Origin of the sequence: Cupriavidus phytohabitans, assembly GCF_000426345.1 — a bacterium.
GTDB lineage: Bacteria > Pseudomonadota > Gammaproteobacteria > Burkholderiales > Burkholderiaceae > Cupriavidus.
Genome location: NZ_AUFE01000048.1, coordinates 21763 through 48132, shown reverse-complemented (window position 1 = coordinate 48132; position 26370 = coordinate 21763). Strand labels below are relative to the sequence as shown.

The 26370-nt window shown below is 68.2% G+C and carries 22 protein-coding genes and 1 pseudogene; 12 read left to right on the top strand and 11 right to left on the bottom strand.

The genetic code is table 11. The annotated features are described in order from the left end of the window. The first annotated feature begins 92 nt into the window (after positions 1-92). Positions 93-1238 carry an FUSC family protein gene (locus K309_RS0125860; protein ID WP_232232488.1) on the top strand — a complete coding sequence of 382 codons (1146 nt, stop codon included), beginning with the start codon at positions 93-95 and terminating at the stop codon, positions 1236-1238. Between the two features lie 6 nt (positions 1239-1244). Here the strand turns inward: K309_RS0125860 and K309_RS0125855 are convergent, their stop codons facing one another. The 5 genes from K309_RS0125855 to rpoD all read right to left on the bottom strand — a co-directional run bounded on the left by K309_RS0125855 (position 1245) and on the right by rpoD (position 9127). Beyond that, positions 1245-1682, bottom strand: coding sequence for a YciI family protein (locus K309_RS0125855; RefSeq protein WP_029049092.1), 438 nt, complete (start codon positions 1680-1682; stop codon positions 1245-1247). A gap of 125 nt (positions 1683-1807) precedes the next feature. Continuing rightward, on the bottom strand, positions 1808-4603 hold the full coding sequence (locus K309_RS0125850; RefSeq protein ID WP_029049091.1) for an Hsp70 family protein: 2796 nt from the start codon (positions 4601-4603) through the stop codon (positions 1808-1810). After that, entirely contained in the window at positions 4596-6443 is a 1848-nt protein-coding gene (locus K309_RS0125845) for an Hsp70 family protein (protein ID WP_029049090.1), read from the bottom strand. Before K309_RS0125845 ends, K309_RS0125850 begins: the two co-directional genes overlap by 8 nt. Beyond that, on the bottom strand, positions 6440-7015 hold the full coding sequence (locus K309_RS0125840; protein ID WP_029049089.1) for a DUF2760 domain-containing protein: 576 nt from the start codon (positions 7013-7015) through the stop codon (positions 6440-6442). Before K309_RS0125840 ends, K309_RS0125845 begins: the two co-directional genes overlap by 4 nt. A gap of 135 nt (positions 7016-7150) precedes the next feature. Further along, a complete protein-coding gene (gene rpoD / locus K309_RS0125835; RefSeq protein ID WP_029049088.1) occupies positions 7151-9127 on the bottom strand; it encodes an RNA polymerase sigma factor RpoD in 1977 nt (658 codons plus the stop codon). 408 nt (positions 9128-9535) lie between these two features. Here rpoD and K309_RS0125830 point away from each other — a divergent pair, with 408 nt between their 5' ends. The 3 genes from K309_RS0125830 to K309_RS0125820 are packed head-to-tail and all read left to right on the top strand — an operon-like array spanning position 9536 to position 11733. Continuing rightward, on the top strand, positions 9536-9784 hold the full coding sequence (locus K309_RS0125830; protein ID WP_029049087.1) for a hypothetical protein: 249 nt from the start codon (positions 9536-9538) through the stop codon (positions 9782-9784). A gap of 30 nt (positions 9785-9814) precedes the next feature. Beyond that, positions 9815-10780 (top strand): pseudouridine-5'-phosphate glycosidase, encoded by a 966-nt coding sequence (locus K309_RS0125825; RefSeq protein WP_029049086.1) that lies wholly within the window; start codon positions 9815-9817, stop codon positions 10778-10780. Positions 10781-10782: 2 nt separating this feature from the next. After that, entirely contained in the window at positions 10783-11733 is a 951-nt protein-coding gene (locus K309_RS0125820; RefSeq protein ID WP_035878394.1) for a LysR family transcriptional regulator, read from the top strand. 19 nt (positions 11734-11752) lie between these two features. Here the strand turns inward: K309_RS0125820 and garL are convergent, their stop codons facing one another. After that, on the bottom strand, positions 11753-12553 hold the full coding sequence (garL, locus tag K309_RS0125815) for a 2-dehydro-3-deoxyglucarate aldolase (protein ID WP_051320604.1): 801 nt from the start codon (positions 12551-12553) through the stop codon (positions 11753-11755). A 38-nt stretch (positions 12554-12591) separates the two neighbouring features. Then, complete coding sequence (locus K309_RS0125810) at positions 12592-13692, bottom strand: malate/lactate/ureidoglycolate dehydrogenase (RefSeq protein WP_029049083.1); 1101 nt, start codon at positions 13690-13692, stop codon at positions 12592-12594. A 206-nt stretch (positions 13693-13898) separates the two neighbouring features. Here K309_RS0125810 and K309_RS0125805 point away from each other — a divergent pair, with 206 nt between their 5' ends. Continuing rightward, on the top strand, positions 13899-15617 hold the full coding sequence (locus K309_RS0125805; RefSeq protein ID WP_051320603.1) for a thiamine pyrophosphate-binding protein: 1719 nt from the start codon (positions 13899-13901) through the stop codon (positions 15615-15617). Positions 15618-15640: 23 nt separating this feature from the next. Here K309_RS0125805 and K309_RS0125800 read toward each other — a convergent pair whose 3' ends face one another. Next, entirely contained in the window at positions 15641-16342 is a 702-nt protein-coding gene (locus K309_RS0125800; RefSeq protein WP_029049081.1) for a GntR family transcriptional regulator, read from the bottom strand. A 186-nt stretch (positions 16343-16528) separates the two neighbouring features. On the opposite strand from K309_RS0125800, the gene araD reads away from it, so the two are divergent. The 6 genes from araD to K309_RS0125770 all read left to right on the top strand — a co-directional run bounded on the left by araD (position 16529) and on the right by K309_RS0125770 (position 23223). Further along, positions 16529-18268: an L-arabinonate dehydratase gene (gene araD / locus K309_RS0125795; protein ID WP_029049080.1), complete on the top strand. Its 1740-nt coding sequence runs from the start codon at positions 16529-16531 to the stop codon at positions 18266-18268. A gap of 25 nt (positions 18269-18293) precedes the next feature. After that, a complete protein-coding gene (locus K309_RS0125790) occupies positions 18294-19013 on the top strand; it encodes a ribonuclease activity regulator RraA (RefSeq protein WP_029049079.1) in 720 nt (239 codons plus the stop codon). Between the two features lie 71 nt (positions 19014-19084). After that, the gene (locus tag K309_RS0125785; RefSeq protein ID WP_029049078.1) at positions 19085-20086 is read left to right on the top strand and encodes a Bug family tripartite tricarboxylate transporter substrate binding protein; all 1002 of its coding nucleotides are present in this window, start codon (positions 19085-19087) and stop codon (positions 20084-20086) included. Positions 20087-20212: 126 nt separating this feature from the next. After that, entirely contained in the window at positions 20213-21202 is a 990-nt protein-coding gene (locus tag K309_RS0125780; protein ID WP_035878393.1) for a tripartite tricarboxylate transporter substrate binding protein, read from the top strand. A gap of 44 nt (positions 21203-21246) precedes the next feature. Next, positions 21247-22248 carry a Bug family tripartite tricarboxylate transporter substrate binding protein gene (locus tag K309_RS0125775; protein WP_035878392.1) on the top strand — a complete coding sequence of 334 codons (1002 nt, stop codon included), beginning with the start codon at positions 21247-21249 and terminating at the stop codon, positions 22246-22248. Between the two features lie 33 nt (positions 22249-22281). Further along, the gene (locus K309_RS0125770) at positions 22282-23223 is read left to right on the top strand and encodes a 2-hydroxyacid dehydrogenase (protein WP_029049075.1); all 942 of its coding nucleotides are present in this window, start codon (positions 22282-22284) and stop codon (positions 23221-23223) included. 59 nt (positions 23224-23282) lie between these two features. On the opposite strand, the gene K309_RS42545 is transcribed toward K309_RS0125770, so the two are convergent. Beyond that, positions 23283-23591, bottom strand: a complete 309-nt coding sequence (locus K309_RS42545) for a DUF2188 domain-containing protein (RefSeq protein ID WP_029049074.1) — start codon at positions 23589-23591, stop codon at positions 23283-23285. Positions 23592-24066: 475 nt separating this feature from the next. Between K309_RS42545 and K309_RS37450 the strand changes: the two are divergent. Beyond that, positions 24067-24913, top strand: a pseudogene (locus K309_RS37450) (class II glutamine amidotransferase). 40 nt (positions 24914-24953) lie between these two features. Here K309_RS37450 and K309_RS37445 read toward each other — a convergent pair. Continuing rightward, complete coding sequence (locus K309_RS37445; protein WP_232232486.1) at positions 24954-25553, bottom strand: ProQ/FinO family protein; 600 nt, start codon at positions 25551-25553, stop codon at positions 24954-24956. A gap of 98 nt (positions 25554-25651) precedes the next feature. Further along, positions 25652-26242: a PAS domain S-box protein gene (locus K309_RS0125750; protein WP_051320602.1), complete on the bottom strand. Its 591-nt coding sequence runs from the start codon at positions 26240-26242 to the stop codon at positions 25652-25654. Positions 26243-26370 lie beyond the last annotated feature (128 nt).

The following is a 26370-nucleotide window of genomic DNA, read 5'->3' as shown; positions in this document are numbered from 1 at the left end:
AGGCTCTTATTGTGCAAAACCCCTCGACAGCGTGTGCTGCGAGGGGTTTTTGCTTTTTGGATTTTGATTTTTGTTGCAAGGTGGTTGGTGACATGTCACCAACAGCGACAGCGCGCGCGCTTAAACACCCGACAGCATGTCACCAACAGCGATTGCCGAGGCACAGCTCAAAAACCTCCGATACCATAAACTTGGCAATCCCCGCCACGCCAAGCAAAACCATGCTAGCCATCCTGCGCAAAACCACCGACGCGCTGTTCGATACAAACCGGCGCTTTCGGCAAGCCAGGCTGTTCCACGCCACGCGCGTCGCGCTGGCATTGCTGGCATCAATTGCCCTGACCACCGGCATCGATATCCCCCACGGTGAGTGGGCCACCATCACCGTACTGGTTGTCATCGGCGGCCTCCAGCACCACGGCAATATCCGGCGCCGCGCCGCGGAACGCGGCATCGGTACCCTGATCGGGGCACTCATCGGCCTGGCGCTGATCGTGCAGCAGTCATTCTTTGGCTGGCCGTTGCTGACCTATGCGCTGCTGGCGCTGATCTGCGGTTATTGCGCGTACCATGCCATTGGCCAGGGCGGCTATATCGCACTGCTGGCGGCAATTACCGTGGTGATCACAGCTGGCCATGGCGAACAGAATATCGCCGATGCGTTCTGGCGCACCGCTGACGTGTTTATCGGTACCGCGATCGCCCTGGTGTTTTCCTTTGCATTGCCCGCCTACGCCTCATATTCCTGGCGCATCCGGCTGGCGGGTCTGTTGCGCGCCAGCATGGCGGTCCATACGCGGATGCAGCACGGTTTTGCCGACGCCGCCGAGCTGCGCGCCGCGATGGTGGATTTGGGCGTGAAGCTGATCCCGCTGCGCGGGCTGATTCCCTCTGTCGCCAAGGAGACCGGCGTGCCAGCCGCCGAGTTCGAGGAAATCCAGCATGGCGCGCGCGTCTGTATCAGCGCGCTGGAACTGATGGCTACGATGGAGTTTGAAGGCGGCTTGCGGGAGGGCGACGATCCGGGCATCGATGCCGCTCTGCTGGCCATGGCCGACGCCCTGGAAACGGCCCAGGCGCCATTGCCGGCGTCGGCACCACGAGCCGCCGTGGCGGAGTTGGAGCCAGGGCCGCTGCCGATCATGGCACGGCAGCTGGCCGGCGAACTGGCCAGCCTGCGCGCCAGGCTTGACCGGCTCAGCAGGCAGTATGGCTTTCCGTACGCCGTACGCCTCTAGCCCTTGTCAACGCGGTTTGTTGGCCTGCTCGTCGACCTGCGCGCGCAGCCGCTCTTCCTGCTCGCGCAGTTCGGGCGTGAACTCCGACCCGAAATCATCGGCCTCGAACACCGGACGAATCTCGATCTCCGACTCGCCCTCCATGGGATTGGGGCAGCGCCTGACCCATGAGATCGCCTCGTCCATCGATTTGACCTGCCATAGCCAGAAACCTGCGACGAGTTCGTTGGTTTGCGCAAACGGGCCGTCGGTCACGGTCCGTTCTTTTCCGGAGAAGCGCACGCGCTTGCCCTTTACGCTCGGATGCAGGCCCTCGCCGGCGAGCATGATGCCGGCCTTGACCAGCTCTTCGTTGAAGTTGCCCATTGCCGCCAGCAATTCAGTGCCCGGCATCTTGCCGGCTTCGGAATCGCTCGTTGCCTTGACGATCACCATGACGCGCATTGTCTTGCTCCTTGAAGGGCTGGCTGCCGCTACACGGCAGCAGGAGCAAGTCAGCATAGGAGAAATTCAAAGCACCTTCAAATGACGCCACGGGCACATGGGAAGGCCGGCGACTCACCCGGCGATCACCCCGCGATCAGCTTGAGGCCCGCGGGCAGCGCTTCTCCGAAGACCCGTCCCTCGTCCGCGGCACTGAGCTCGACGACTTCGCGGACCATGGCGATCCAGCTTTGTGGCGCGTTGACGGCTTCGAGCCGGCGCAGCACATCGGCCCGGGTCTCGTCGGGCAGGTCGCGGGTGCGGTCGCCGGTCATGCGCGCGATCTGCACCGCGGCGAAGGCGGCCGGCTCGACCTTCTTCCAGTCGAGCGCGAGGATTGCGTCGATCCATTGCGTGGCGATCTCCGCCGGCACGACGCTGTGCGCGCTGCCATAGAACGGCATGCGCGCGCCGATGCGGCCCACCGCCCACCAGGCCAGGTTGTTTTCCGATGGCTTGCGCAGCCGTGTCAGCAGCCAGCCGGCAAGCTCGATCTTGGTGTCGGCCGACAGGCGTTCGAGCGATCCGGCCAGGCGCACCATGTCGGCATAGCCGCCGCGCGTGGGACCGGCAGGCTTCTTGTAGTATCCGCTGCCGGGGGGCTGCAGGTAGAACGCCATGTCTTCGAACAAGCGCAGTTGCGCGCTTTCATCGAGACCGCCGGCGGCGCGCCGCCACAGCGTCCACCATTCCGACCAGTTCTGGGTTTCGTTGACATACTGGATGCCCTGGTCGTACTGCGACCAGAGCTGCTCGACGCGCCATTCGTCCAGCGGATAGCCGAAGCCCGGCCGCACGCAATAGCCGGCCAGGTTCAGCCACAGGCGTTCATGGTCGGCCGTGCGGCGACGGCGTTTGGCGCGCTCCCAGAAGGCACCGAACAGCTCGCGCAGCAGGGCACTGTCCCATTGCTCGCGCGGGCCCAGCATCTGCTCCAGCTGCGCGCGCAAGCGCTTGACCTCCTTGGGGCCCACATCCTGCGAGCGTGCGCCAAAGGTGCGGTCGATCGCCTCGATGGCTTGCGGCAGCGACGGGTGCGCTGTCGCGGGTGCCGGCGCTTCCGCCGGGGCGTCGTTGCCGCGCAGCTGGAACTCCAGCCGCCAGCGTTGCGCGGCATCAGCGATATCGATGCAGTGGACTTCGAGCGTGCCCACCTCGGTCAGCGAGGTGCTGATCTGCACCGGCGTCTCGCGCGGACCGCGGGCGCCGCGCGGCGGCACGACGGTGGCGATCGGCGGCAGCCGCACGAAGTCGCCCGCCGACAGGTCGACCAGTTCGCCTGGTTGATAGACGGTATCGGCGACGGACGACACAAGGTGGAATTGCACCGGGTGCCCGACCCGCAGCGCAAAAGTACGGTCGCTGAGGTGGACCTCATGGCCTTCCTCGGTGCCCTTGGGCAGCAGGCAGATGCCTTGCTGGCCCGTCGCACTGTCATCGAGGACAAGGAAGTAGCTGCGCGGCGAACCGCCACCGATGCGCGGCGCCTGGCCGCTGCGGGCCCTTGCATAGGCGACCGCGCCGCGCGCCACGGCGATGTCGGGGTCGGCGTTATGCAGCACGTGTAGCGGCGCACCGCGCCATGCGCCCAGTGTCTCGGCGATGCGGCCTGCCAGCGCTTGCGCGCGGAATACGCCGCCGTTGAGCAGCAGCGTGTCGGGTACGGGCAGGGCATCGTCCTGCACGGGCGGCGCCTCCAGCGCGATGCGCGACTGCGCGGCGTGCTGCGCCAGAAAGCCGGCGACGTGTCGCGTTACGGCGGGGTCGGACGCATAGGGCAGGCCGAACTCGACGATGGCGCCACGCGCGCGGCCGGGTCGTTCTCCGGATGCAACCCTGGGAAAGAAACCGTCGACAACGAGTTGCTCGACTTCCTCCCGCGCCACCTCCACCGATCGCGCGCCGCCGACCAGCTTCGAACCTGCACCGAGCAGCGTGACCGTGACGGAATCCGGCGCCTGCGCGCTGAGCAACTGTTCCTTGGCCGCACGGCTGCGAGCCACCAGTTGCGACAGGCTGGAGGCCGACAGCCGCTGGCCCGCGCCGAGGCGCGCTTCGACCAGGTGCGCCAGCGCCAGGTCCATGTTGTCGCCGCCAAGCATCAGGTGGTTGCCCACACCAATGCGCGTCAACTGCGGCTGTCCGTCCTGCATCTCCACGCGGATCAGCGTCAGGTCGGTGGTGCCACCACCGACGTCGCAGATCAGCACCAGGCGTGTCTGCGCGAGATCGGTATCCAGCGTCTGGCGATGATGGAAGAGCCAGTCGTAGAGCGCAGCCTGCGGTTCTTCAAGCAGGCGCAGCGCCGGCAACCCGGCCAGGCGCGCTGCTTCGAGCGTCAGCGCGCGCGCGCCTTCGTCGAACGAAGCAGGCACGGTAAGCACCACGTCCTGCTGCTCGAGCGGCGCATCGGGGAAACGGTGGTTCCATGCCGAGGCGACATAGCCAAGGTAGCTGGCGCTGGCGACCACCGGCGAGATCTTGTCGGCGTCGTCGGGCCCGCCCCACGGCAGGATGGGCGCGGTGCGGTCGACCGATGCGTGCGACAGCCAGCTCTTGGCGCTGGCGACAAGCCGGCCGGGCACCTGCGCGCCCAGCGTCGCCGCCAGGCGGCCGAACACGGTCCGGCGCGCGGCGGCGCTGGCGGCGGTCTGCCAGGGGAGCTGCAAATCGTCACCGCTGAGCTCGCCCGGCGCCGCGTGGTAGCGCACCGAGGGCAGCAGCGGGCGTGCCGCGACTTCGCCGGGGCTGACCAGCTGGTCGATATCGAACACACGGATATCGTCCGAGCCGGCCCTCGCGTAGGCGACGACCGTATTGCTGGTGCCGAGGTCGATGCCGACGACGTACTGCTTCGCCGGCGCGGACGCTGCCTCAGGCATCGGCGCTGCCGCGCACGTCGAACTCGACCTTCCAGCGCTCGCCGTTGCCGCGCGGCACGGCTTCCAGCTCCAGCGTACCGGCTTCGGTCACGCGCGCATGCAGCCTGACCGGCACGACTTCACCGGCGGTGCGGCCTTCGGCGGGCAGGGTCGCCTGGATTTCCTCCAGCTCCTGCAGTTCTTCCGGACCCCAGAAGTCGAGCAAAGTGCCGACCTGGTCCTGGCGGCGCACCGACGAGCCGAAGAAGCGGAAATGCACCGGCTCGCCCACCACCAGGCCGAATTCCTGCGGCGGCAGCGCGGCGTCGGTGCCTTCTTCCATGCCGAACGGCGCCACGCACAGCGCCTGGATCGGCGGTTCGAACCCGGGCACGGCCGGCATCGACGATTCCACCGCGACATAGTAGGAACGCGCGGTACCGCCACGGATGCGCACGCCCTTGCCGCGCCGCACGTAGCCGTAGTACGCCGCGCCGCGTGCCACGGCCAGGTCCAGCTCGGCGCCGCCCAGCAGCCGCGCGGGTGCGGCGTTTTCGCCGGCGAGCCAGCCGTTGAGGGTCTGCAGGATGCGCTCGACCAGCAGTTCCGACTTGAACACGCCGCCGTTGAACAGCACCGCGGTCGGATGCAGCAAGGTCGCGCCTTCCGGCTGCGCGCCCTGGAAGCCTTCCAGTTCGGCCAGCGCGGCTACCTGGCGGCCCAGGAATGCGGCCAGGTGGCGCGTGATGGCCGCATCCTGCGCGTACGGCAGGCCTAGCTGTGTCAGGCCGGCGCGCGCGCGGCTGACCGGGCGTGCCGAGGCGTCGACCTGCGGGAAGAAGCCTTCCAGGATGGTCTGCGTCAGCTCGGCGCGGGTCAGGTCGGTGCGGATCGAGCCGCCGATCAGCTTGGAGCCGCGGCTCGGCACGACCAGCGGCACGGTGTCGGTGGTGGGGTCGGTGAGCAGCGTTTCCTTGGCAGCGCGGCAGGCGTAGGTCAGCGCGCGCAGCTGCCACGGATCGGCCTGCGTGCCTTGCGCGGCCAGCTTGCGCGCCACCACGTGGGCCAGCGCCAGGTCCATGTTGTCGCCGCCGAGCAGGATATGGTCGCCCACGGCGACACGGTGCAGCTCCAGGTTGCCGTCGCGCTCGATCACAGCGATCAGCGACAGGTCGGTGGTGCCGCCGCCGACGTCGACGACCAGGATGATGTCGCCGACCTTCACCTGCTTGCGCCACTGGCCGCCGCTTTTCTGGATCCAGCTGTACAGCGCGGCCTGCGGTTCCTCCAGCAGGGTCATGCGGGCATAGCCGGCCGCGGCTGCCGCTTCGGCGGTCAGCTCGCGTGCGGCGGGGTCGAACGATGCGGGGATCGTGACCGTGATGTCCTGCTCGCCGAACGGCGCGTCGGGATGGGCCTGGTTCCAGGCCTCGCGCAGGTGGCTCAGGTAGCGCACCGATGCTTCCAGCGGCGACACGCGCGACACTTCCGGCGGCGCGTCGGCGGGCAGGATCTGCGCGCGGCGGTCGACGCCGGGGTGGCACAGCCAGCTTTTCGCGCTGGACACCAGCCGGATCGGCGTGGCCGCGCCGCGGGTGCGCGCCATCTCGCCCACGGCGAAATCGCGCTCGGCGGTCCATGGCAGCGCCAGGTCGCCGGGCGACAGCTCGCTCGCGTGCGGCAGGTACAGGAAGGAGGGCAGCAGGTCGAGGTCTTCGACGGCGCCCGGCGCGGTCAGCTGCACGATGGCCTGCACGTCCTGGCTGGTCTTCTCGCCATCGCTGGCGGCCAGGTCGACGTAGGACAGAGCGCTGTGGGTGGTGCCCAGGTCGATACCGATGGCGTAGCGGGCTTCGCTCATAGCTCGACCTCGGCCGGCGCGATCACGGTGGCGTCATGGCGCTCGGCCACGCGCGGCAGGCGCACTTCCTCGACCTTCCAGCCGCGGTGGCTGATGCTGCCGTGGAACGGCGCGCTGCCGACCACGTTGCCGGTGAGGCGGATGGCGGTGGCGTCGAAACCATCGGCCACCGTCACGCGGCTGCCTTCGGCTTCCTCGCGCACCGGGCGGATGGTGAAGTGCTCGCGCAGCACCGCGCGGCAGCCGTCGTGCACCAGGCGTGCGGCGGCGCCGATTTCCGCGTCGGAATAGCGGGCCATGTCTTCCTCGACGAAGTCGACGAAGCGGGCGTCGCGCTGCAGCAGGCCCAGCAGCTGCAGTGCCGCCACCGGGCTGGCTTCCTTCAGCGTGGGGGCCTCGGGCGCCGCTGCCGGGACCGGCGCGGCGACGGGGGCCGGCGCTGCCGGCGCGGCGCTCTCGCCGCTGCGCAGCCGCTTGATGCCGGCCGCGAGCTGGCCGTCGCCGAGGATGGCGAAGAAGGTGCCCACGGCAAGCGAAACCCTGCCGAAGAAAGATAGGTTCGAGTCAGTCATGAAAAAGCTCCCGTGGCCCCGTCGGGCCACCCAGACCGGGATTTTGCCCTAACAAGTGTGTCAGCCGGCCACATTGCGACGAACCGGCACGGCAGCTTCCCATGCGCCGCCCGGTACGCGCCGGCCGGCCGGAGATCAGGCGTCCCGCAGGTAGGTCATCAGCCGGTCGGCGCGGCTCGGGTGCTTGAGCTTCTTCATGGCCTTGCTCTCGATCTGGCGGATCCGTTCGCGCGTGACGTCGAACTGCTTGCCGACTTCTTCCAGCGTATGGTCGCTGGCCATGTCGATGCCGAAGCGCATGCGCAGCACCTTGGCTTCGCGCGGGGTCAGCTCGTCGAGCATCTCGCGCACGACCGCGCGCAGGCCCGCCTGCAGCGCGGCATCGGCCGGCGTGGCGTTGTCCGAGTCGGCGATCATGTCGCCCAGGCTGGTGTCGCCGTCCTCGCCCACCGGCGTTTCCATCGACACCGGCTCCTTGGCGATCTTCATGATCGAGCGGATCTTTTCTTCCGGCATGTCCATGCGCTCGGCCAGCACGGCCGGATCCGGCTCCTTGCCGGTCTGCTGCATGATCTCGCGCGACAGGCGGTTGAGCTTGTTGATCTGCTCGATCATGTGGACCGGCACGCGGATGGTCCGGGCCTGGTCGGCGATGGCGCGCGTGACGGCCTGGCGCACCCACCAGGTCGCGTAGGTGGAGAATTTCCAGCCGCGGCGGTATTCGAACTTGTCCACCGCCTTCATCAGGCCGATATTGCCTTCCTGGATCAGGTCCAGGAACAGCAGGCCGCGGTTGGTGTACTTCTTGGCGATCGAGATCACCAGGCGCAGGTTGGCCTGCGTCATTTCGTGCTTGGCCTGACGCATCTGGCGCTCGGCGGCCAGCATCTTGCGGTTGACCGACTTCAGCTCGGCCAGCGACAGCGTGGCGCGGGCCTGGATGTCGATCAGCTTCTGCTGGTGCGACTCCAGGTCGGGCAGGGCGCGCGCCACGGCGGCGCTGTAGGGGCGGTTTTCCGCCACCAGTGCCTGGCCCCAGGCGAGGTTGGTTTCATTGCCGGGGAAGCGGGCCACGACGTCCTCGCGCGGCATGCCGCAGCGCTCGACCAGCAGCTGCAGCACCTGGCGCTCGACGGCGCGCACGGCATCGACCATCGACTGCACGTCGGCGCACAGGCGCTCGATGGTCTTCGCGGTGAAGCGGATCGTGCGCAGTTCTTCGCGCACCGCGTCGCGGGCGGCCAGGAACGCCGGCGACTGGGTGCCGTCGGCCGCCTCTTCGCTGCGCATCACTTCGAACTGCGCGGCCACGCGCGCAAACCGCTTCAGGCATTCCTCGCGCAGCTGCGCCGAGTCGGTCTCGGCGCCGCCGGCCTGCTGGGTCGAGCCTTCGTCGGCATCGTCTTCGTCGCCGTCTTCGTCATCGGCGCTGACGCTGGTGTCTTCGACCTCATCGTCGGCAGCGGGGGCCGCGGCGGCTTCCGCAGTGCTCTCGTCGCTCAGGCCGTCGACCAGGTCGTCGATCGCCATCTCGTTGGCGGAGACCCGTTCGGACAGTTCCAGGATCGTCGCGATCGTCGACGGGCACGCCGAGACCGCATGGATCATGTTGTTCAGGCCGTCTTCGATGCGCTTGGCCAGCTCGACTTCCTGCTTGCGCGTGAGCAGCGTGGCCGAGCTCATCTCGCGCATGTACATGCGCACCGGGTCGGTGGTGCGGCCGAATTCAGAGTCGACCGTGGACAGCGCCACCTCGGCCTCTTCTTCGGCCTGGTCGTCGGAGGCGACCACCGGACTGTCGCTCAGCAGCAGCGTCTCGGCATCCGGGGTCTGCTCGTAGATCTTCACGCCCATTTCGGCGAACGTGTTGACGATGCTTTCCATCGCCGCCGTGTCGGCGAAATTTTCCGGCAGGTGGTCGCTGATGTCGGCGTGGGTCAGGTACCCGCGCTGCTTGCCCAGCTGGATCAGGGCGCGCAATTGCTGGCTACGCGCGGCGGCCTCGGCCGAGGGATCAAGCTGTGCCGCGGACCCGCCGGGGGTCTGGCCTAGGCCCTTGATGGCTCCTGCATCTCGTGATTTGGCTGCCGTACGTTGTGCGCCGCTTGTCATTGACTGCTTTTTCCTTCGTGAATGGCAATTCGACGGCAGCGCGCACGATCACGTGCATCGCGTCCTGCTGTCGAGGCAAAAGAGGGGGTTCGCGATGGCGAGGGGCCGCAAATCAGGGGCGCGCCATGGCCTTCGAATCGGGGTCCGACATTGTACAGCCATTGGTGCGTCGCAGCACCTTGCAGTCGTAAGGAAGGTACTGTCGACTTGCCGGAACGGCGTAATCGGTGTATGCGCGGGGTATGCGCCGGCCCGCTTTTTCGGGTGCTCAGAAAGCCATGAGAGGGCAAGATGCGGCACATCGATGTCGGCTCCGGAGGCGGATCGCGGTTATAGCTTAGGCGACCCGGCTAAAATCAAGCACGCGGCACAGCTGGCTGCCGCGTCGAAAAAGGCCCCCGAATGCTCATGAACCCCAGAACGATCACGATAGCGCTGCTGCTGGCCGCATGCAGCGTCCCGGCCTATGCAAGCCTGGCGTCTGATGCGCGCGCGTTCAAGCACAACGTCAAGGCGGCGGGCAAGCAAGGCGGCCACGCGGTGCGCGATGCGGCGCATGCCGTCGGCCGCGGGGCCAAGGAAGCCGGCCATGCCGTCGGCTCTGCGACAAAGCAGGGCTGGCATGCGACGAAAAAGGCAGTCAAGGGCAGCGACTAGCCAGTGCCGGCCGTTCACCAACGCTCCGAGATGAATGCCATCCGTGCCCAGGACTGGCTGGACTTCAGTGCGCCTGTAGCCGCCGCGCGGGCTGCGGGCCGCCCCGTGGTTGCCCTTGAATCGACCATCATCGCGCACGGCATGCCTTATCCCGAGAACGTGCGCACCGCCCGCGAAGTGGAGGCGCTGATCCGCAGCCTCGGCGCCGAGCCGGCGACCATCGCGGTGATCGGCGGGCGCATCCGCATCGGCCTGTCCGACGACGAACTGGAACTGCTGGGCCGCTCCGGGCAGGCGCACAAGGTCAGCCGGCGCGACCTGCCGGCGGTGCTGGCCAGCGGCGAACTCGGCGCCACCACCGTCGCGGGAACGATGATCTGCGCCGCGCTGGCGGGCATCGAGGTCTTCGTCACCGGCGGCATCGGCGGCGTGCACCGCGGCGCGCAGGAAACCTTCGACATTTCGGCCGACCTGCAGGAACTGGCCAGAACCTCGGTGGCGGTGGTCTGCGCCGGCGCGAAATCGGTGCTGGATATCGGCCTGACGCTGGAATACCTGGAGACGCATGGCGTGCCCGTGCTCAGCTGCGGGCAGGACAACGTGGCGGCGTTCTACAAGCGCGACAGCGGCTTCCGCGCGGATTACCGGCTCGATGACCCGGCGCAGCAGGCGCGCTTCATCCGCGCCAAGTGGGACCTTGGCCTGGCGGGCGGCGTGGTGCTGAGCACGCCGGTGCCCGAAGCGGCGGCCATGGCCTCTGCGGAGATCGATGGCCTGACCGCACAGGCGCTGGCCGAAGCCGCCGCGCAAGGCATCACCGGCAAGGCCGTGACGCCGTTCCTGCTGGCCCGCATCAAGGCGCTGACCGGCGGCCGCAGCCTGGCGACGAATATCGCGCTGGTCAGGCACAACGCCGAGGTGGGCGCGCGGCTGGCCCTGGCGCTGGCGGCCACCGGCCCTCTGGCCAGCCAGGCCAGCCAGGCCAGCCAGGGCTAGCCATGAGCGCCAGTGCTCCCGCACCGCTGCATTCCGACGACCTGGCCTGCTTTGTCTGCGTGGCCGGCACGGGCAGCATTTCGCGCGCGGCGCTGGAGCAGGGCGCCGACCAGTCCACGGTCAGCCGGCAGATCGCGCGCCTGGAAGCCAGCCTCGATACCCGGCTGTTCCATCGCACCGGCCGCGGCATGATCCTGACCGAGGCCGGCCAGACCCTGCTCGGCTATGCGCGGCAGGTCTCGGCCACGCTGGCCGAGGCGCGCGAAGCGATCCGGGCCTCGGCCGCGCAGGGGCCGGCGCAGCTGATCATCGCGGCGCAGCCCACCATCGCCAACACCGCGTTCGCCAGCATCGGCACGGCCGTCAGGCAGCGCTTCCCGGCGACCCGGGTGCGTTTTGTCGAAGGGCTGGCCAGCCCGTTGCTGGCCTGGCTGGCGGAAGGCGAAGTCGATGTCGCGCTGCTCTACCTGCCCGACCAGCACGGCGCGCTCAAGGTCGACGTGCTGCTGGAAGAAGACCTGACGCTGGTTACGCCGACGTCATGGAACCATATCGGGCCGACGTTCCGCTGCGCCAGCCTGGACGAGGTGCCGCTGATCCTGCCCAGCACCGGCCACGGGCTGCGCGTGCTGGCCGAAAACCTGGTGGCGCGCGCCGGCAAGTCGCTGCAGCTGGCGCTGGAATGCGATGCGTCGAATACCGTGTCGATGCGGCTGGTCGAGGATGGCTGCGGCGCCACGCTGCTGCCGTTCGCCGCGGTGGCGGACCGCGTGGCGCAGGGGCGGCTGCGCTGCGCCAGGCTGGTCGAGCCGGTGGTGACGCGACAGGTGGCGCTGGCCACCGCGCGCAACCGGCCGCCGGTGCCGGAGCTGTGGGACATCATGCAGACCGTGCGCCAGTCGGTGCGCAATACCGTGATGTCGGGCGCGTGGCCGGGCGCCCGGCTGGTCTGATCAGCGCATCCCCCGCCCGCTACCCTCGGTCGGCAAAGCGGTCCCGCAGCGCCTGCGTGGCCTGGCGCAGCAGCACGTGGTCCAGCCCGACCGCGACGAAGCTGGCGCCCATGTCCAGGTAGCGGCGCGCGTCGGCCTCGACCGGCGTCAGCGTGCCGACAGCCTTGCCGGCCTGCCTTGCGGCCCGGAAGATGCGCTCGACTTCAGCCTGGACTTCAGGGTGGTTGGGGTTGCCGAGATGGCCGCAGGCGGCCGCCAGGTCGTTGGGGCCGATGAAGATGCCGTCGACGCCTTCCACCGCGCAGATCTCCTCCGCGGCATCCACACCTTTCCGGCTCTCGATCTGCACCAGCACGCACAGGTTGTCGTTGATCTGCTCGAAATAGCCCGGCATGGTGCCATAGCGGTTGCTCCGCTGCGTCATCGCCACGCCGCGCGTGCCCAGCGGCGGGTAGCGGGTCGCCGATACTGCCTGGCGCGCCTGCTCGGCGCTTTCCACGAACGGGATCAGGAAGTTGTAGAAGCCCAGGTCGAGCAGGCGCTTGAGCAGGATCGGGTCGTTCCACGCCGGCCGCACCACGGGGGCGCTGACGCTGTCCTTCAGCGCCATCAGCTGCGGCAGCAGCGTCAGCGGGTCGTTGGGGGCATGCTCGGTATCGAGCAGCAGCCAGTCGAAGCCGGCCACGCCGACGATCTCGGTGGTCAACGGGCTGGCCAGCGAGCACCAGCAGCCGATCTGGCGTTGCTGGCCAAGCACGGCGGCACGGAAGGTGTTGGGCAGGGGCGAATAGGGGGCGCGTGGATGGTTAGCCGAGGGCATGCGGTGTGCTTCCTTTGGGTCGGGGTGTGAGGTAATGCTCAGGCCGCCAGCCGCGAGAGCCGCGACAGCGGACCGGGCGAAGTGCCACGGACCGACTGCACGCGCGCGGCGGCGTCGTCAAGCTGGGCCAGCGTGCCGCTGTCCACCGGGATGGCTTCGGCACGTTCGCGCCGGCGTTGCCGTTCGGGCTCGCCGGGCAGGGCGATGCCGGCCTGGCCGGTCTGCTGCCGCGACGAGCGGATCCAGTCGGCAAAGGCCTGGACCTCGCCGCCGAAGCTGGTGCTGGTGCCGAGCCGCTGCGGGTCGAACACGATCGCCAGCATGTTGTTCCACACCGCGTGGCGGTGCGTCAGTGTCTCGGGCCGGATGGTGTGGCCGCCGGCCACCGCGGCGCCCAGCAGTTCGCACATCACCGCCAGCACATAGCCCTTGTGCTCGCCGAACGCCTGCAGCGCGCCCTGCGCGGCGCCATCGGCGGGGAACATCACCTCGGGCCGCGTGGTCGGTGCACCTTCCGCATCGATCAGGCAGCCGGCAGGCACCTCGATCCCCTTGTTGTGGGCCACGCGCACCTTGCCGAGCGCGATCGCGCTGGTGGCAAAGTCGAGCACCAGCGGCTGCGCGCCCGCCACCGGCAAGCCGATCGTGAAGGGATTGGTGCCGAAGCGCGCTTCGCTGCCGCCGTGCGGGGCGACGATGGGCCTGGACAGCACGTTGACGAAGTGGATCGAGATCATGCCGGCCGCGCACGCCTGCTCGGCCCAGTGGCCGACGCGTCCCAGATGGTGCGACTGGCGCAGTCCCATCACGCAGACGCCATGCTCCCTGGCCCGGCCGATCGCCAGCGCCATGGCTTCCTCGGTCACCGCCTGGCCCATGCCGCGGTTGCCGTCCAGGCTCAGCATGCTGCCGCCGTCGTGCAGCACGCTGACGTTGCGGTTCAGCTGCAGTTCGTCGGCCTGCCACGACAGCACGTACTTGGGGATCATGCCGACACCGTGCGAATCGTGCCCGCTCAGGTTGGCGCCGACCAGGTGGTCCGCGGTCAGGCGCGCCTCGCGCGCGCCGGAGCCGGCCGCCAGCCAGAGATCGGTGACCCATTGGTGCAGGGCAGGCGTGGAAATGTGGTGTTCGCTCATGTCGTCTCGATTTGTTCTTGGATGGAACGCCTTCCCGATGGCAAGGCGCGGGCCGGGCGAGCGGACATTCTGGCAGCAATCTACCTGCCGGCGGCCACCCCGGCCTTGCATTTTCTGCAAAGCAGGCATGCAGGAAGACGCGAGCGGACGTGGCCGGCCCGGGACAACAATCGGCGCCGTACCTTTCCCGAACCTTGATGAACTCCATGCCTGCCGATACTGCCTTGCCTGACGCCCGAGCGACCCATGCCGCCCGGACTGCCGCACCAACGCGCCGCACCGGCGGCCGCGCGCTGGTCGACGCCTTGCGCCTGCACGGTACGGACCGCGTCTTCTGCGTGCCGGGCGAGAGTTTCCTCGACGTGCTGGACGCGCTGCACGACCAGCCCGCCATCGAGCTGGTGGTCTGCAAGCACGAGGGCGCTGCCGCCAACATGGCCGAGGCCGACGGCAAGCTGACCGGCCGCCCTGGCATCTGCTTCGTGACGCGCGGGCCGGGCGCCACCCATGCCAGCATCGGCGTGCATATCGCGGCGCAGGATTCGACGCCGATGATCCTGTTCATCGGCCAGATCGCGCGCGATCACATGGGGCGCGAGGCGTTCCAGGAAGTCGACTACACCGCGATGTTCGGGGGCATGGCCAAGTGGGTGGCCCAGATCGATGATCCGGAGCGCATCCCGGAACTGGTTGCGCGGGCGTTCCAGTGCGCGACCTCGGGCCGGCCCGGACCGGTGGTGCTGGCGCTGCCTGAAGACGTGCTCGACGGCCTGTGCGAATGCGCCGATGCCGCGCCGTACCGGCCGGTCTCGGCGGCGCCGTCGCAGGACGATGCCGAGGCGCTGCGCGCCGCGCTGGCCGCTGCCGAGCGCCCGCTGGTCATTGCCGGCGGCGCCAACTGGAGCGCCGCAGCCGCGTCGGACTTCGCCGCCTTCGTCAAGGCCTGGGACCTGCCGGTGGCCTGCGCCTTCCGCCGCCAGGACGTCTTCGACAACCGCGACGCGCACTATGCCGGCCACCTGAGCCTGGGCATGAACCCGCGCCTGGCGCAGCGCGTGCGCGACGCCGACCTGATCCTGGCATTCGGCACCCGCCTGGGCGACATTGCCACCGATGGCTACCAGCTACTGACGCCGCCGCGGCCGCGCCAGCGGCTGGTGCACGTGCATGCCGACAGCGCCGAGCTTGGACGCGTCTACCAGGCGGAACTGGCGATCCAGGCCGGCATCGGCCCGGGGGCGCGCATGCTGGCCGCGCTGGCGGCGCCTTCCTTGTCTTCCTCACGGCGCTGGGCGGAATGGACCCGCGCCGCGCGCGCCGACCACGTCGCCTTCTCGGCCCCGTTGGCGCCCAACGCGCAGGCGCGCGGCGTCGACCTGTGCCAGGTGATGCAGTACCTCGACCAGACGCTGCCGGACGACGCCATCCTCAGCAACGGCGCCGGCAACTACACGGTCTGGCTGCACCGCTTCTTCGCCTACCGGCAGCCGCGCACCGAACTGGCCCCCACCTGTGGCGCCATGGGCTATGGCCTGCCGGCCGCCATCGCGGCCAAGCTGCGCGCGCCGCGGCGGATGGTGGTCTGCTTTGCCGGCGACGGCTGCTTCCAGATGTATCCGCAAGAACTGGCGACCGCGGCGGAGGCGGGGGTCAATGTGATCGTCGTGCTGGTCAACAACGGCATGTACGGGACCATCCGCATGCACCAGGCGAAGCGCTATCCGGGGCGCGTCAGCGGCACCGGCATCCGCAACCCGGACTTTGTCGCCATGGCGCGCGCCTGCGGCGCGTGGGCCGAGCGGGTGGAGCATGCCGACGGGTTTGCCGATGCCTTCGAACGCGCCCGCGCCGCAGGCACGCCGGCCGTGATCGAACTGATGACCGATCCACGCCAGATCACGCCGGCAATGTGGGTGGACGAGTGAGGCCCTGTAGAGGCGCCGTGCCGTCAGCGGAAATAGTCGGTGAAGCGCCCGCGGATCTCGTCGATATTCGCCAGTGTGCCGGACAGGTGCGCGCGCAGCGCGCTCTCGGCACGCGCCGGATCGCCGGCCGCGATCGCATCGACGATGGCCTCATGGTCGCGCAGCACCGCCATCGCCTTGCCGGGAATGGGCAGGTGCAGGCGGCGCAGCCGGTCGAGGTGGCCGCTCTGCCGGCGCACCAGGGTCCACAGGTCGGGCACCCGGGCCGCTTCGTAGAGTTCGCGGTGGAAGGCCTGGTCGTTGACGTTGAATTCGTCGAGGTCCTGCAGCTCGAGCATCTTGCGCTGCCGCGCGACCGTGGCGCGCAGGCGCTCGACCAGCACCGGGTCGGCCTGCTGTGCCAGCGTGCGCACGATCTCCAGCTCGACCGAGCGGCGCAGGAAGTGCGCCTGCGTGGCCAGGGCGACGTCGATCGGGCTGACCACGGTGGCGTGCTGCGGAAAGATGTCGACCAGGCCTTCTTCGCCGAGCCGGATCAATGCGTCGCGCACCGGGGTCTGGCTGATGCCGTACTGGTCGGCCAGCTCGGGGCGCGACAGCACGGTGCCCGGGGGCAGGGCCATCGAGATGATCTGGTCGCGCATGTGCTCGAACACCTGCGGCGCCGCGTGGCGCGTGCGGTCGAACTGGAATTTGGCTGCGGTAGGAACGGTTGCGGATGGCATGGGAAGGCTCGGCGCATGCCCGGATCGCCACACCGGTGGCGCCGAGGCGTTGCTGATGCGCTGGATTCTAAGGGATTTCACCCGCAATCTCATGCATTGACGTACTAATATATTAGTGCTTTAATGTTTCTAGCGATGCCCGGCGGCGCGATCGCCCGGCACAAGATAACAAGGTGGAAGAGACACATGACGGCTCGCAAGAAAACGCCGGACGCGCTGCGCAGCGCGCGCTGGTTCGCACCCGATGACCTGCGTTCGTCGGGGCATCGGTCCCGGATCATGCAGATGGGCTACTCGCCGGGCGAGTGGATGGGCAAGCCGGTCATCGCCATCATCAATACGTGGTCGGACATCAATCCCTGCCACGCCCACTTCAAGCAGCGCGTCGACGACGTCAAGCGCGGCATCCTGCAGGCCGGCGGCTTCCCGATCGAACTGCCGGCGATCTCCTTGTCGGAAAGCTCGGTCAAGCCGACCACCATGCTCTATCGCAATTTCCTCGCGATGGAGGCGGAAGAACTGATCCGCTCGCACCCGATCGACGGCGCCGTGCTGATGGGCGGCTGCGACAAGACCACGCCGGGCCTGCTGATGGGCGCCACCAGCGCCGGCGTGCCGGCGATCTTCGTTCCCGCCGGGCCGATGCTGCGCGGCAACTACAAGGGCAACGTGCTGGGCTCCGGCTCGGACGCGTGGAAGTACTGGGACGAGCGCCGCGCCGGCAATATCACCGACGCGCAGTGGACCGGCATCGAGGCCGGCATCGCCCGCAGCCACGGCACCTGCATGACGATGGGCACGGCCAGCACGATGACGGCCATCGCCGAAGCCATCGGCATGACGCTGCCCGGCGCTTCGTCGATCCCGGCGGCCGACGCCAACCATATCCGCATGTGCTCCGAAGCCGGCCGCCGCATCGTCGACATGGTGTGGGAAGACCTGACGCCGCAGCGCATCCAGACCCGACAGGCCTATGAAAACGCGATCGCCGTGGCGATGGCGATGGGCTGCTCGACCAACGCAATCATCCACGTCATCGCCATGGGCCGGCGCGCCGGCCATGACATCGGCCTGGAAGACTTCGATGCGGCCAGCCGGCGCGTGCCGGTGATCGCCAATATCCGGCCCAGCGGCGACAAGTACCTGATGGAAGATTTCTTCTACGCGGGCGGGCTGCCTGCGCTGATGCAGCGCATCAGCGACCGCCTGCACCTGGACGCGCTCACCATTACCGGGCGCCGGCTGGGCGAAACCATCGCCCATGCCGAGGTCTACAACAACGACGTGATCCGCACGCCGGAGAACGCGCTGTACCAGGAGGGCGCGCTGGCGGTGCTGAAGGGCAACATCGCGCCGGACGGCTGCGTGATCAAGCCCAGCGCGTGCGAGAAACGGTTTTTCCGGCACACCGGCCCGGCGCTGGTGTTCGAGGACTACCCGTCGATGAAGGAAGCGGTGGAGCGCGACGACCTCGACGTCACCGCCGACCACGTGCTGATCCTGCGCAACGCCGGCCCGCAGGGCGGCCCCGGCATGCCGGAGTGGGGCATGCTGCCGATCCCGAAGAAGCTGGTGAAGCAGGGCGTGCGCGACATGCTGCGCATGTCCGACGCGCGCATGAGCGGCACCAGCTACGGCGCCTGCATCCTCCATGTGTCGCCCGAATCGTACGTGGGCGGACCGTTCGCCCTGGTGCGCACCGGCGACCTGATCTCGGTCGATATCGAACGGCGCAGCATCCACCTGGAAGTCTCCGACGAAGAGCTGGCGCGCCGCCGTGCGGAGTGGACGCCGCCGCCGCCGCGCTTCGAGCGCGGCTATGGCTGGATGTTCTCCCAGCATATCCGCCAGGCCAACGAAGGCTGCGATTTCGATTTCCTGCAAACCGACTTCGGCGCGCCGACCGGCGAACCGAGCATCTACTGACGCCACCAGACCGGCAAGGACCACCATGACCCGACTCAGCCCCGCGGTACGGGACCAGCTCAAGACCGTCAGCACCGCCACGCTGTGCACCGCGCTGTTCAAGCGCGGCCTGCGCAACCAGTTTATCCAGGACGTACGCCCGCTGAATCCGGAGGGCGGCACCATGGTGGGCGAGGCCTTCACGCTGCGCTATATCCCGGCGCGCGAGGACCTCAACCCCATCACCGTGTTCCAGGACCCGGCGCACCCGCAGCGGCAGGCGATCGAGCAATGCCCGCCGGGCGCGGTGCTGGTGATCGACAGCCGCAAGGATGCGCGCGCGGCCTCGGCCGGCTCGATCCTGGTCACGCGGCTGATGCAGCGCGGCGGCGCCGGCATCGTCACCGACGGCGGCTTCCGCGATTCGCCCGAGATCGCGCGGCTGGCCATGCCCGCCTACCACCAGCGGCCTTCGGCGCCGACCAACCTGACGCTGCACCAGGCGCTGGAGTTCAACGTGCCGATCGGCTGCGGCGATGTCGCGGTCTTCCCCGGCGACGTGGTGGTCGGCGACGGCGAGGGCGTGATCGTGATCCCGGCGCACCTGGCCGAAGAGATCGCTGCCGAGGCCGTGGAGATGACGGCGTTCGAGGACTTTGTCACCGAGGAAGTGAGCAAGGGCCGCTCGATCATCGGGCTCTACCCGCCGACCAGCGAGCAGGCGCGCGAGGATTTCGTGGCCTGGCGCAAGGCCAACGGGCGCTAGCCGCTTCGCCCCGCCTGACACGCCAACGACAACAATACAGGCCGGCACGACCGGCCATGGCAGGAGACATCATGAAGCAAGGGATTGCAGCCGCAAGGCGCAGCGCCCGCACGCTGGCCGCGTGCGTGGCTTTCGGCCTCGGCGCGCTGGGCGCGCCGGCGCAGGCGCAGGACAAATGGCCGTCGCGGCCGATCACCTGGGTAGTGCCCTTTGCGGCGGGCGGCTCGACCGATATCGTCGCGCGCACCATCGGGCAGGAAGTCTCGCGCGCCCTCGGCCAGCCGGTGGTGGTGGAGAACCGGCCCGGCGCAGCAGGGGCCGTGGGGGCAGGCTACGTCGCGCGTGCCAAGGCGGACGGCTACACGCTGTTCGGCGGCACCATCAGCACCCACGCCATCAATGCCAGCCTGTACAAGAACCTGTCATATGACCCGGTCAAGGACTTCGAGCCGGTCAGCCTGGTCGGCTATGTGCCGAACGTGCTGATGGTGAACGCGGAGTTGCCGGTCAGCAACGTGCAGGAGCTGATCGCCTACGCGAAGAAGAAAAACGGCCTCAGTTTCGCCTCGTCCGGCGCGGGCACGTCGACCCATCTCGCCGGCGAACTGTTCGCCGACCTGATCCATGTGCCGATGACGCACGTGCCATACAAGGGCAGCCCGCAGGCCGTGCAGGACGTGGCGGCCGGGCTGGTGCCGTTCCTGTTCGACCAGCTCACCGCGGGCGAGGCCATGATCAAGGCCGGCAAGCTGCGCGCGCTGGCCGTGACCTCGCCGAAGCGCTCGGCGCTGCTGCCCAAGGTGCCGACCATGGCCGAGGCCGGCGTCAGCGGGTTTGAGATGGTGTCGTGGCAGGCGCTGTATGCCCCGCATGGCACGCCAAAGGAAATCGTCCAGCGCCTGAATGCCGAAGTCATCCGTGCGCTGAAGCAGCCCGCGGTGCAGCAGCGGCTCAGCCAGCAGTTGGGCATGGAGATCGTGGGCAGCACGCCCGCGGAGCTGGCGGCGCTGATGGACAAGGAGATTCCGCGCTGGGCTGCGTTGGTGAAGAAATCGGGGGCGAAGGCGGAGTAAGCAGCCGTCGCCAGGTCAAACCAGACGCTCAATTTCAGCGCGAGCCTCAGCGCACCCCTCTCCCGCAAACGGGCGAGGGGAGCAAACCGCCGGCTCCGATTCATGAACAATCAGGCAGGAGACACCATGGCAATCAACTTCCGATCCTCCCGGCTGGCCGCGGCGCTTGCCGTGACCGCCCTCAGCATCGCCTTCACCCCCACCGGCGCCCACGCCCAGAGCTATCCCACCAAGCCCATCACCATCGTCGTCCCGGCTTCCCCCGGCGGCGCCATCGACCTCGTTGCGCGCCTGGTCGGGCAGAAGCTGACCGAGGCCTGGGGCCAGTCGGTCGTGGTCGACAACCGCAGCGGCGCCACCGGCATCGTCGGCACTGACGTGGTGGCAAAGGCTGCCCCGGACGGTTACACGCTGGCGCTGGTGGCAAGCAGCCACGCCATCAACCCCAGCATGGTGCGCAAGCTGCCGTACGACACCGTCAAGAGCTTCGAGCCGGTCGCGCTGACGCACGTGGTGCCGCTGATGCTGGTGGTTTCGCCCTCGGTCCCGGCGAAGTCGGTCAAGGAACTGATCGCCTACGGCAAGGCGCATCCCGGCCAGCTGTCGTTCGCATCGAGCGGATCGGGCGGTGCCCCGCATTTCTCCGGCGAACTGTTCAAGAGCATGGCCGGCCTCGACATGGTCCACATTCCCTACAAGGGCAGCACGCTGGCGCATCCCGACCTGACCAGCGGCCGCGTCTCGCTGATGTTCGACACCGTGGCCGCGATCAACCCGCAGGTCAAGGCCGGCAAGGTGAGGGCGCTGGCAGTCAGCACGACCAAGCATGCGGCCATCGCGCCGCAGCTGCCGACCATGGCGGAAGCCGGCCTGCCCGGCTACGACACCAGCACCTGGGGCGGCGTGCTCGCGCCCGCCGGCACGCCCAAGGCAGTGATCGACAAGCTCAACGCCGGCATCAACCAGGCGCTGGCCGCGCCGGACGTGCGCGAACGCCTGCTTGCGGCAGGCATCGAGCCCGCCGGCGGCAGCCCCGCGCAGTTCTCGGGCTTTATCCAGACCGAGATGGTCAAGTGGGCCAAGGTGGCCAAAAACGCCGGCATCCAGCCGGAATGACACGACGACGCTTCCCCCGACAACGCCAACCGAACGAGACAGCCATGCCAGACCGCATCCCCTCCACCGCCCGGCGCCGGGCGCTGCTGGCTCTGTGCCTTGCCGCCGCACCGCTGCTTGCCCCGGCGGCTCACGCGCAAGCCAACGCCAGCTGGCCGACACGGCCGGTCACGATCATCCTGCCGTTCACGCCCGGCGGCGGCACCGACATTGCCACGCGCCTGGTAGCGCAGCGCCTGTCGCAGCTGTGGGGCCAGCCGGTGCTGGTGGACAACCGGCCCGGCGCGGCCGGCAACGTCGGCCTGGAGCTGGCGTCGCGCGCCAGGCCGGACGGCTACACGCTGGTGGCGGGCAATGTCGGCACCCAGTCGATCAATCCCACGCTGTACACCAAGCTGTCTTACGATCCCAACCGCCTGGTTCCGGTGACCGAGATGGCCGAGTTGCCGTTCGTGCTGGTGGTGACGCCCAAGCTGCCCGCAAAGACCGCGAAGGATCTGGTGGCATTGGCCAAGGCGCAGCCGGGCAAGCTATCCTTCGCCAGCTCGGGCACGGGCGGGTCGCCGCACCTGTCGGGCGAGATCTTCAAGGCCGCGACCGGGACCGACATGCTGCACGTGCCATACAAGGGCGGCGGCGCCGCCATGAGCGACCTGATGGCGGGCAATGTCGACATGCTGTTCGCGTCGGTGCTGGAAACCGCCGGGCACGTCAAGGCGGGCAAGCTGCGCGCGCTGGCGGTCACCGGCACGGTGCGCTCGCCGGCGCTGCCAGACGTGCCCACGCTGGCGCAGGCCGGCATCACCGGCGCCGAGTCTGGCTCATGGGTCGGCTTGCTGGCGCCGGCCGGCACGCCCAAGGACATCGTCGACAAGATCGCCGCCGGGGTGAAGCAGGTGGTGGCACTGCCCGAGGTGCGCCAGCAACTGGTGGAGCAGGGCGCGATTCCCGTCGGCAGCACGCCGCAGCAGTTCACCGAGCTGATTTCCACCGACCGCAAGCGCTACGCCAAGGTCATCGTCGACAACAAACTGCGCGCCGACTGACGCGCGCGTCTCTCCTCAAAGGACCCCTTGCGCATGAAACCCCGCCTGTTGCAGCACGGCCGCCTGCCTGAAGCCACCGAAGCGCGCCTGGCCGAGCACTACGACGTCCACCCGTTCTGGACTGAAGCCGATCCCGCCGGCTTCCTGGCCCGCCACGGCAGCGAGTTCGTCGCGCTGACGACGCGCGCCGCGATCGGTGCCGATGCCGCGCTGCTGGCCGCGCTGCCGTCGCTGCGCGTGATCTCCAGCTTCGGCGTTGGCCTGGACAAGCTCGATCTCGACACCGCGCGTCAGCGCGGCATCGCCGTGGGCTATACGCCAGACGTGCTAAACGACTGCGTTGCCGATACCGCGTTTGCGCTGCTGCTGGATGTCTCGCGCAAGGTCAGCGCCGCGGACCGCTTCGTGCGCCGCGGCGAATGGCCCAAGGGGCAGCCGTTCCCGCTGGCGACGCGCGTCAGCGGCAAGCGGCTCGGCATCCTTGGCATGGGCCGCATCGGCCGCGTGATCGCGCACCGCTCGGTGGGGTTCGACATGGAGGTGCGTTATCACAGCCGCAACCCGGCCCCGGATGCGCCTTACCCCTATGAAGCGTCCCTGGAAGCGCTGGCGCGCTGGGCCGATTACCTGGTCGTCGCCACGGCGGGCGGGCCCTCGACTCGCCATCTGGTGTCGGCAGCCGTGCTGGACGCGCTGGGCCCGCGCGGCTTCCTGATCAATATCGCCCGCGGCACGGTGGTAGACGAGGCGGCGCTGGTCGAGGCGCTATCGCGGCAGCGCATCGCCGGTGCTGGCCTTGACGTGTTCGAGGATGAACCGAATGTGCCCGAGGCGCTGTTCGGCCTGGACAATGTCGTGCTGCTGCCGCATATCGCAAGCGCCACGCATGAAACGCGGCAGGCGATGGCGGACCTGGTGTTCGAGAATCTGCAGCAGTTCTTTGCAACCGGCGCGGTGAAGAAGTCGGCGATCTAGCCCTGGGGATATGCTGCCATCTGCTGCGCGACCTGCTCCGAAGGCGGCAGCAGGCGAGATCAAGCCGAGGTATTCCGGGCCTTTTCAGGCGCCTCGGGCTGTTCGGCCGGCAGCACTGGCATGTCGACGCATGCAACCGGCGACACGGTGTCGGTGGGTGGCATGGCACGGGAGCAATCAATGCGCTGGATGATGTCGCCGTTCTTGTCATGCACGTAGAGCATCGCCCGTCGCTCCACGGCGAGCGATGTGGCGAGAGCAATGGCGCTGGTCATGTCGAGGCCGACCTGGAGGCGTCCTTCGCCCTCGGCCGCGATCGCCCAGTGCCCATCGAAAACGACATGCACATTGCAGTTCTGAACAGGCATTGGCTGCTTCCTCCGTGGCGGGGCCCAGCGGACCCCTCGAGACATTTGTAGACACAAGCTACCACGGGACTGCCCTGAGCGGGTGCGCCCGGAACTCGCGAGATTCGTACAGATCGGGTCTGATGATTTGACTTCATCGCGCCCCGAACATTCCATGCAAGTGCCATACCGGGGCACGATCGCCCGGCCATCCTGCAGGCAGGCAAGCCCCGCCACGACTTCGACGACCGGAGCAGTCCCCGAACGCTTCTGAAAGGATTGCATGAATTGCCCCGGCTCGTGTAGGGATTTCACCAAGCGATCCGGCTGGCAACGGTACGCCAGCGCGTATGTGCCGCAGCCAGCATACCCGGGCCACCGCCGGCACTGCTTCAGCGCTGCCCGCAGCCGGCACTTTGCCGTTCCGCCGTTGCCGTCCTACAACTGAAGCATGGGGCCGGAAAGGCACCGGGCCGCACTTGTGAGGAGACACATCATGTGCCGCTGGCTGGCGTACTCGGGCAGGTCCGTTCCGCTGGAGGCGGTGCTATTCCAGCCGGAACATTCATTGATCGACCAGAGCCTGAATTCCAGGCTCGGCCATACCACCACCAATGGCGACGGCTTCGGCGTCGGCTGGTACGGAAGGCATTCCGAGGTGCCGTTCCGCTACCGCTGCCTGCATCCGGCATGGAGCGACACCAACCTGCGCGAGACGGCGCGCGCGGTGCGGGCGCCGCTGTTCCTGGCCCATGTGCGCGCGGCCACCGGCACGCCCACGCAGGAGACCAACTGCCATCCGTTCCGCTTCGGCCGCTGGTTGTTCGTGCATAACGGGCTGATTCGGGAATATCCGCTGCTGCGGCGCGACCTGATGATGGCCGTGGCGCCGCATCTGTTCCGCTGGATCGAGGGATCGACCGACTCGGAGGTAATGTTCTTCCTGGCCGCTGACTTTTGGCCTGGAGCGCGACCCGCGTGGTGCACTGGAGCAGATGGCGGGGCTGATCGAGGAGGTCGGCCATCGCTATGACGTGCAGTTCCCGCTCAACATGACGGTGTGCGTCACGGATGGCCAGCAGGTCGTGGCGGTGCGCTATTCGAGCGAGACGGCGTCGCGCTCGCTGTTCCACAGCACCTCGTTCCGGCAGCTGCGAGAGCTGTATCCCCAGGACCCGCGCATCATCGCCGCCGGCGACGACGCGTTCCTGGTGTTGTCGGAGCCGCTGATCGACGTGCAGGGGGTTTGGGAGGAGATCCCGGAAGCGACCATCCTGATGGCCCGGAATGGCCAGATCGACCACAAGCGCTTTGTGCCGAGGATGCCTGAGCCGTCCGCGTAGTCACCGGGAAAGGCGCCTTCCCGGGAGGCGCCGGCGATGGTCAGGCGGGCTTGCCGGCCTGCGACGGTTCCGCCGCCTGTGCTGGCTGTTCCTGCTCCGCTTGCTGAGCCTGGTGTTCCTGCTGAGCTTGCGCAGCTTGCTGCACTGGTTGCTTCGACTGCGGCCGGGTAGCACGGCTGCGCTGCAACTGACGCGCGCGCCGGGCATCGGCCTCGGTGACCTGTCCGGCGGGCTCGCCGGCAAGGTCCACGCGCGCAGCGCCCTCCACCATGCCGTTCCAGTAGCGTGCGCCGCGGCACCAGGTCCGGATCGCGTCGCGCAGCTCGGCCTCGGTCAGCTTCAGTTCCTGCGCGTGCTGCACCAGGTCCTGGAAGATGCCGACCTTGAGCGGCACTTTCGGAGCCGGGTTCTTGGGGAAGACGGCGGGGAAGCGCTTTTGCAGCCTGGAGATGGCGAGGACCACCGGATCGACCGGCTTTTCCGGCGCGGCATCGCGTACGCGCGACGGCTTGTTGCCCTTGTTGCCCTTGTTGCCTTTGGCGCCGTCAGTACCCTTGCCGCCGTTAGCACCCTTTGTGCCGTTGGTGCTCTTGTTTCGCTTTGCAGACTGGGCCGCCTTTTCGGCCTTTGCCTGTTCCACGAGTTTTGCCTTCAGCGCCGCCAGTTGTTCGAAGCCCATTGTGTCAAGACATGTAAACGTGGCGGCATTGTATCAGGGTGCCGTCCTGGATCACCGCGTCAGCGCTCGCGCGACAGGTTTTCAAGCCACAGGCTCATCAACCCGGCCCGGCCCCTGACACCGAATTTGCGGAAGATCGTGGTGACATAGGAATGAGTGGTGGAGACGGCGAGGCCGAGGCGGTGGGCAATCTGCTTCTCCGAAGCGTCGGTCAGCAGCAACTGAAGGACCTTCTGCTCATGGGGCGCGAGCGGTACCGGGGAAAACGCCAGGCCCAGTTCGACCACGCTCTTCTTCCTCAGCGCCGTGACATCGCGCGCGACCCCGACGCGCATCCGTTCCGATTGCAGCCATCCGGCCGACCACATGATATGAACATCGTTGCCGTCTTTGTGGCGGTAGCGATTCTCGAAGCCGATCCGCTTCTTGCCGGCCATGACTTCCTTGGCCTCGATCAGGGTCCGGTCGCGGTCGTCCGGTGCCACCAGGTCGATGATGGATTGCCCGGTGATCTCCTTCGGCGTGTAGCCGAGGATGCCTTCGCAGGCAGCGCTTACGTACTGGATGCGGCCGCTGGTATCGACCATGAACACGGCATCCAGCAAATGATCCGCAAATTCGGTGCGGTCCTTCCCGATCTCGTTCCTCATGGCAGTCCGGAAATATGCCGAAGTTGCTGTGCTGCGCCGATCCCGCGTGCGGCCGGGTTCCCATGCGGGTGAAGACTAGACGACACCCTCGCACCTGTAAATAACGCCAAAGGGGCAGAAATTGTCAG

Bases quoted from the DNA above. Each gene is read 5' to 3' on its own strand.
- K309_RS0125830 (WP_029049087.1), top strand. From the start codon at position 9,536: ATGAACCCCAGAACGATCACGATAGCGCTGCTGCTGGCCGCATGCAGC.
- K309_RS0125790 (WP_029049079.1), top strand. From the start codon at position 18,294: ATGACCCGACTCAGCCCCGCGGTACGGGACCAGCTCAAGACCGTCAGC.
- garL (WP_051320604.1), bottom strand. From the start codon at position 12,553: ATGCCCTCGGCTAACCATCCACGCGCCCCCTATTCGCCCCTGCCCAAC.
- K309_RS0125800 (WP_029049081.1), bottom strand. From the start codon at position 16,342: ATGCCATCCGCAACCGTTCCTACCGCAGCCAAATTCCAGTTCGACCGC.
- K309_RS0125780 (WP_035878393.1), top strand. From the start codon at position 20,213: ATGGCAATCAACTTCCGATCCTCCCGGCTGGCCGCGGCGCTTGCCGTG.
- K309_RS0125810 (WP_029049083.1), bottom strand. From the start codon at position 13,692: ATGAGCGAACACCACATTTCCACGCCTGCCCTGCACCAATGGGTCACC.
- K309_RS42545 (WP_029049074.1), bottom strand. From the start codon at position 23,591: ATGCCTGTTCAGAACTGCAATGTGCATGTCGTTTTCGATGGGCACTGG.
- K309_RS0125805 (WP_051320603.1), top strand. From the start codon at position 13,899: ATGCCTGCCGATACTGCCTTGCCTGACGCCCGAGCGACCCATGCCGCC.
- K309_RS0125820 (WP_035878394.1), top strand. From the start codon at position 10,783: ATGAGCGCCAGTGCTCCCGCACCGCTGCATTCCGACGACCTGGCCTGC.
- rpoD (WP_029049088.1), bottom strand. From the start codon at position 9,127: ATGACAAGCGGCGCACAACGTACGGCAGCCAAATCACGAGATGCAGGA.
- K309_RS0125785 (WP_029049078.1), top strand. From the start codon at position 19,085: ATGAAGCAAGGGATTGCAGCCGCAAGGCGCAGCGCCCGCACGCTGGCC.
- K309_RS0125775 (WP_035878392.1), top strand. From the start codon at position 21,247: ATGCCAGACCGCATCCCCTCCACCGCCCGGCGCCGGGCGCTGCTGGCT.
- K309_RS0125850 (WP_029049091.1), bottom strand. From the start codon at position 4,603: ATGCCTGAGGCAGCGTCCGCGCCGGCGAAGCAGTACGTCGTCGGCATC.
- K309_RS0125860 (WP_232232488.1), top strand. From the start codon at position 93: ATGTCACCAACAGCGACAGCGCGCGCGCTTAAACACCCGACAGCATGT.
- K309_RS0125855 (WP_029049092.1), bottom strand. From the start codon at position 1,682: ATGCGCGTCATGGTGATCGTCAAGGCAACGAGCGATTCCGAAGCCGGC.
- araD (WP_029049080.1), top strand. From the start codon at position 16,529: ATGACGGCTCGCAAGAAAACGCCGGACGCGCTGCGCAGCGCGCGCTGG.
- K309_RS0125845 (WP_029049090.1), bottom strand. From the start codon at position 6,443: ATGAGCGAAGCCCGCTACGCCATCGGTATCGACCTGGGCACCACCCAC.
- K309_RS0125770 (WP_029049075.1), top strand. From the start codon at position 22,282: ATGAAACCCCGCCTGTTGCAGCACGGCCGCCTGCCTGAAGCCACCGAA.
- K309_RS0125825 (WP_029049086.1), top strand. From the start codon at position 9,815: ATGAATGCCATCCGTGCCCAGGACTGGCTGGACTTCAGTGCGCCTGTA.
- K309_RS0125840 (WP_029049089.1), bottom strand. From the start codon at position 7,015: ATGACTGACTCGAACCTATCTTTCTTCGGCAGGGTTTCGCTTGCCGTG.
- K309_RS0125750 (WP_051320602.1), bottom strand. From the start codon at position 26,242: ATGAGGAACGAGATCGGGAAGGACCGCACCGAATTTGCGGATCATTTG.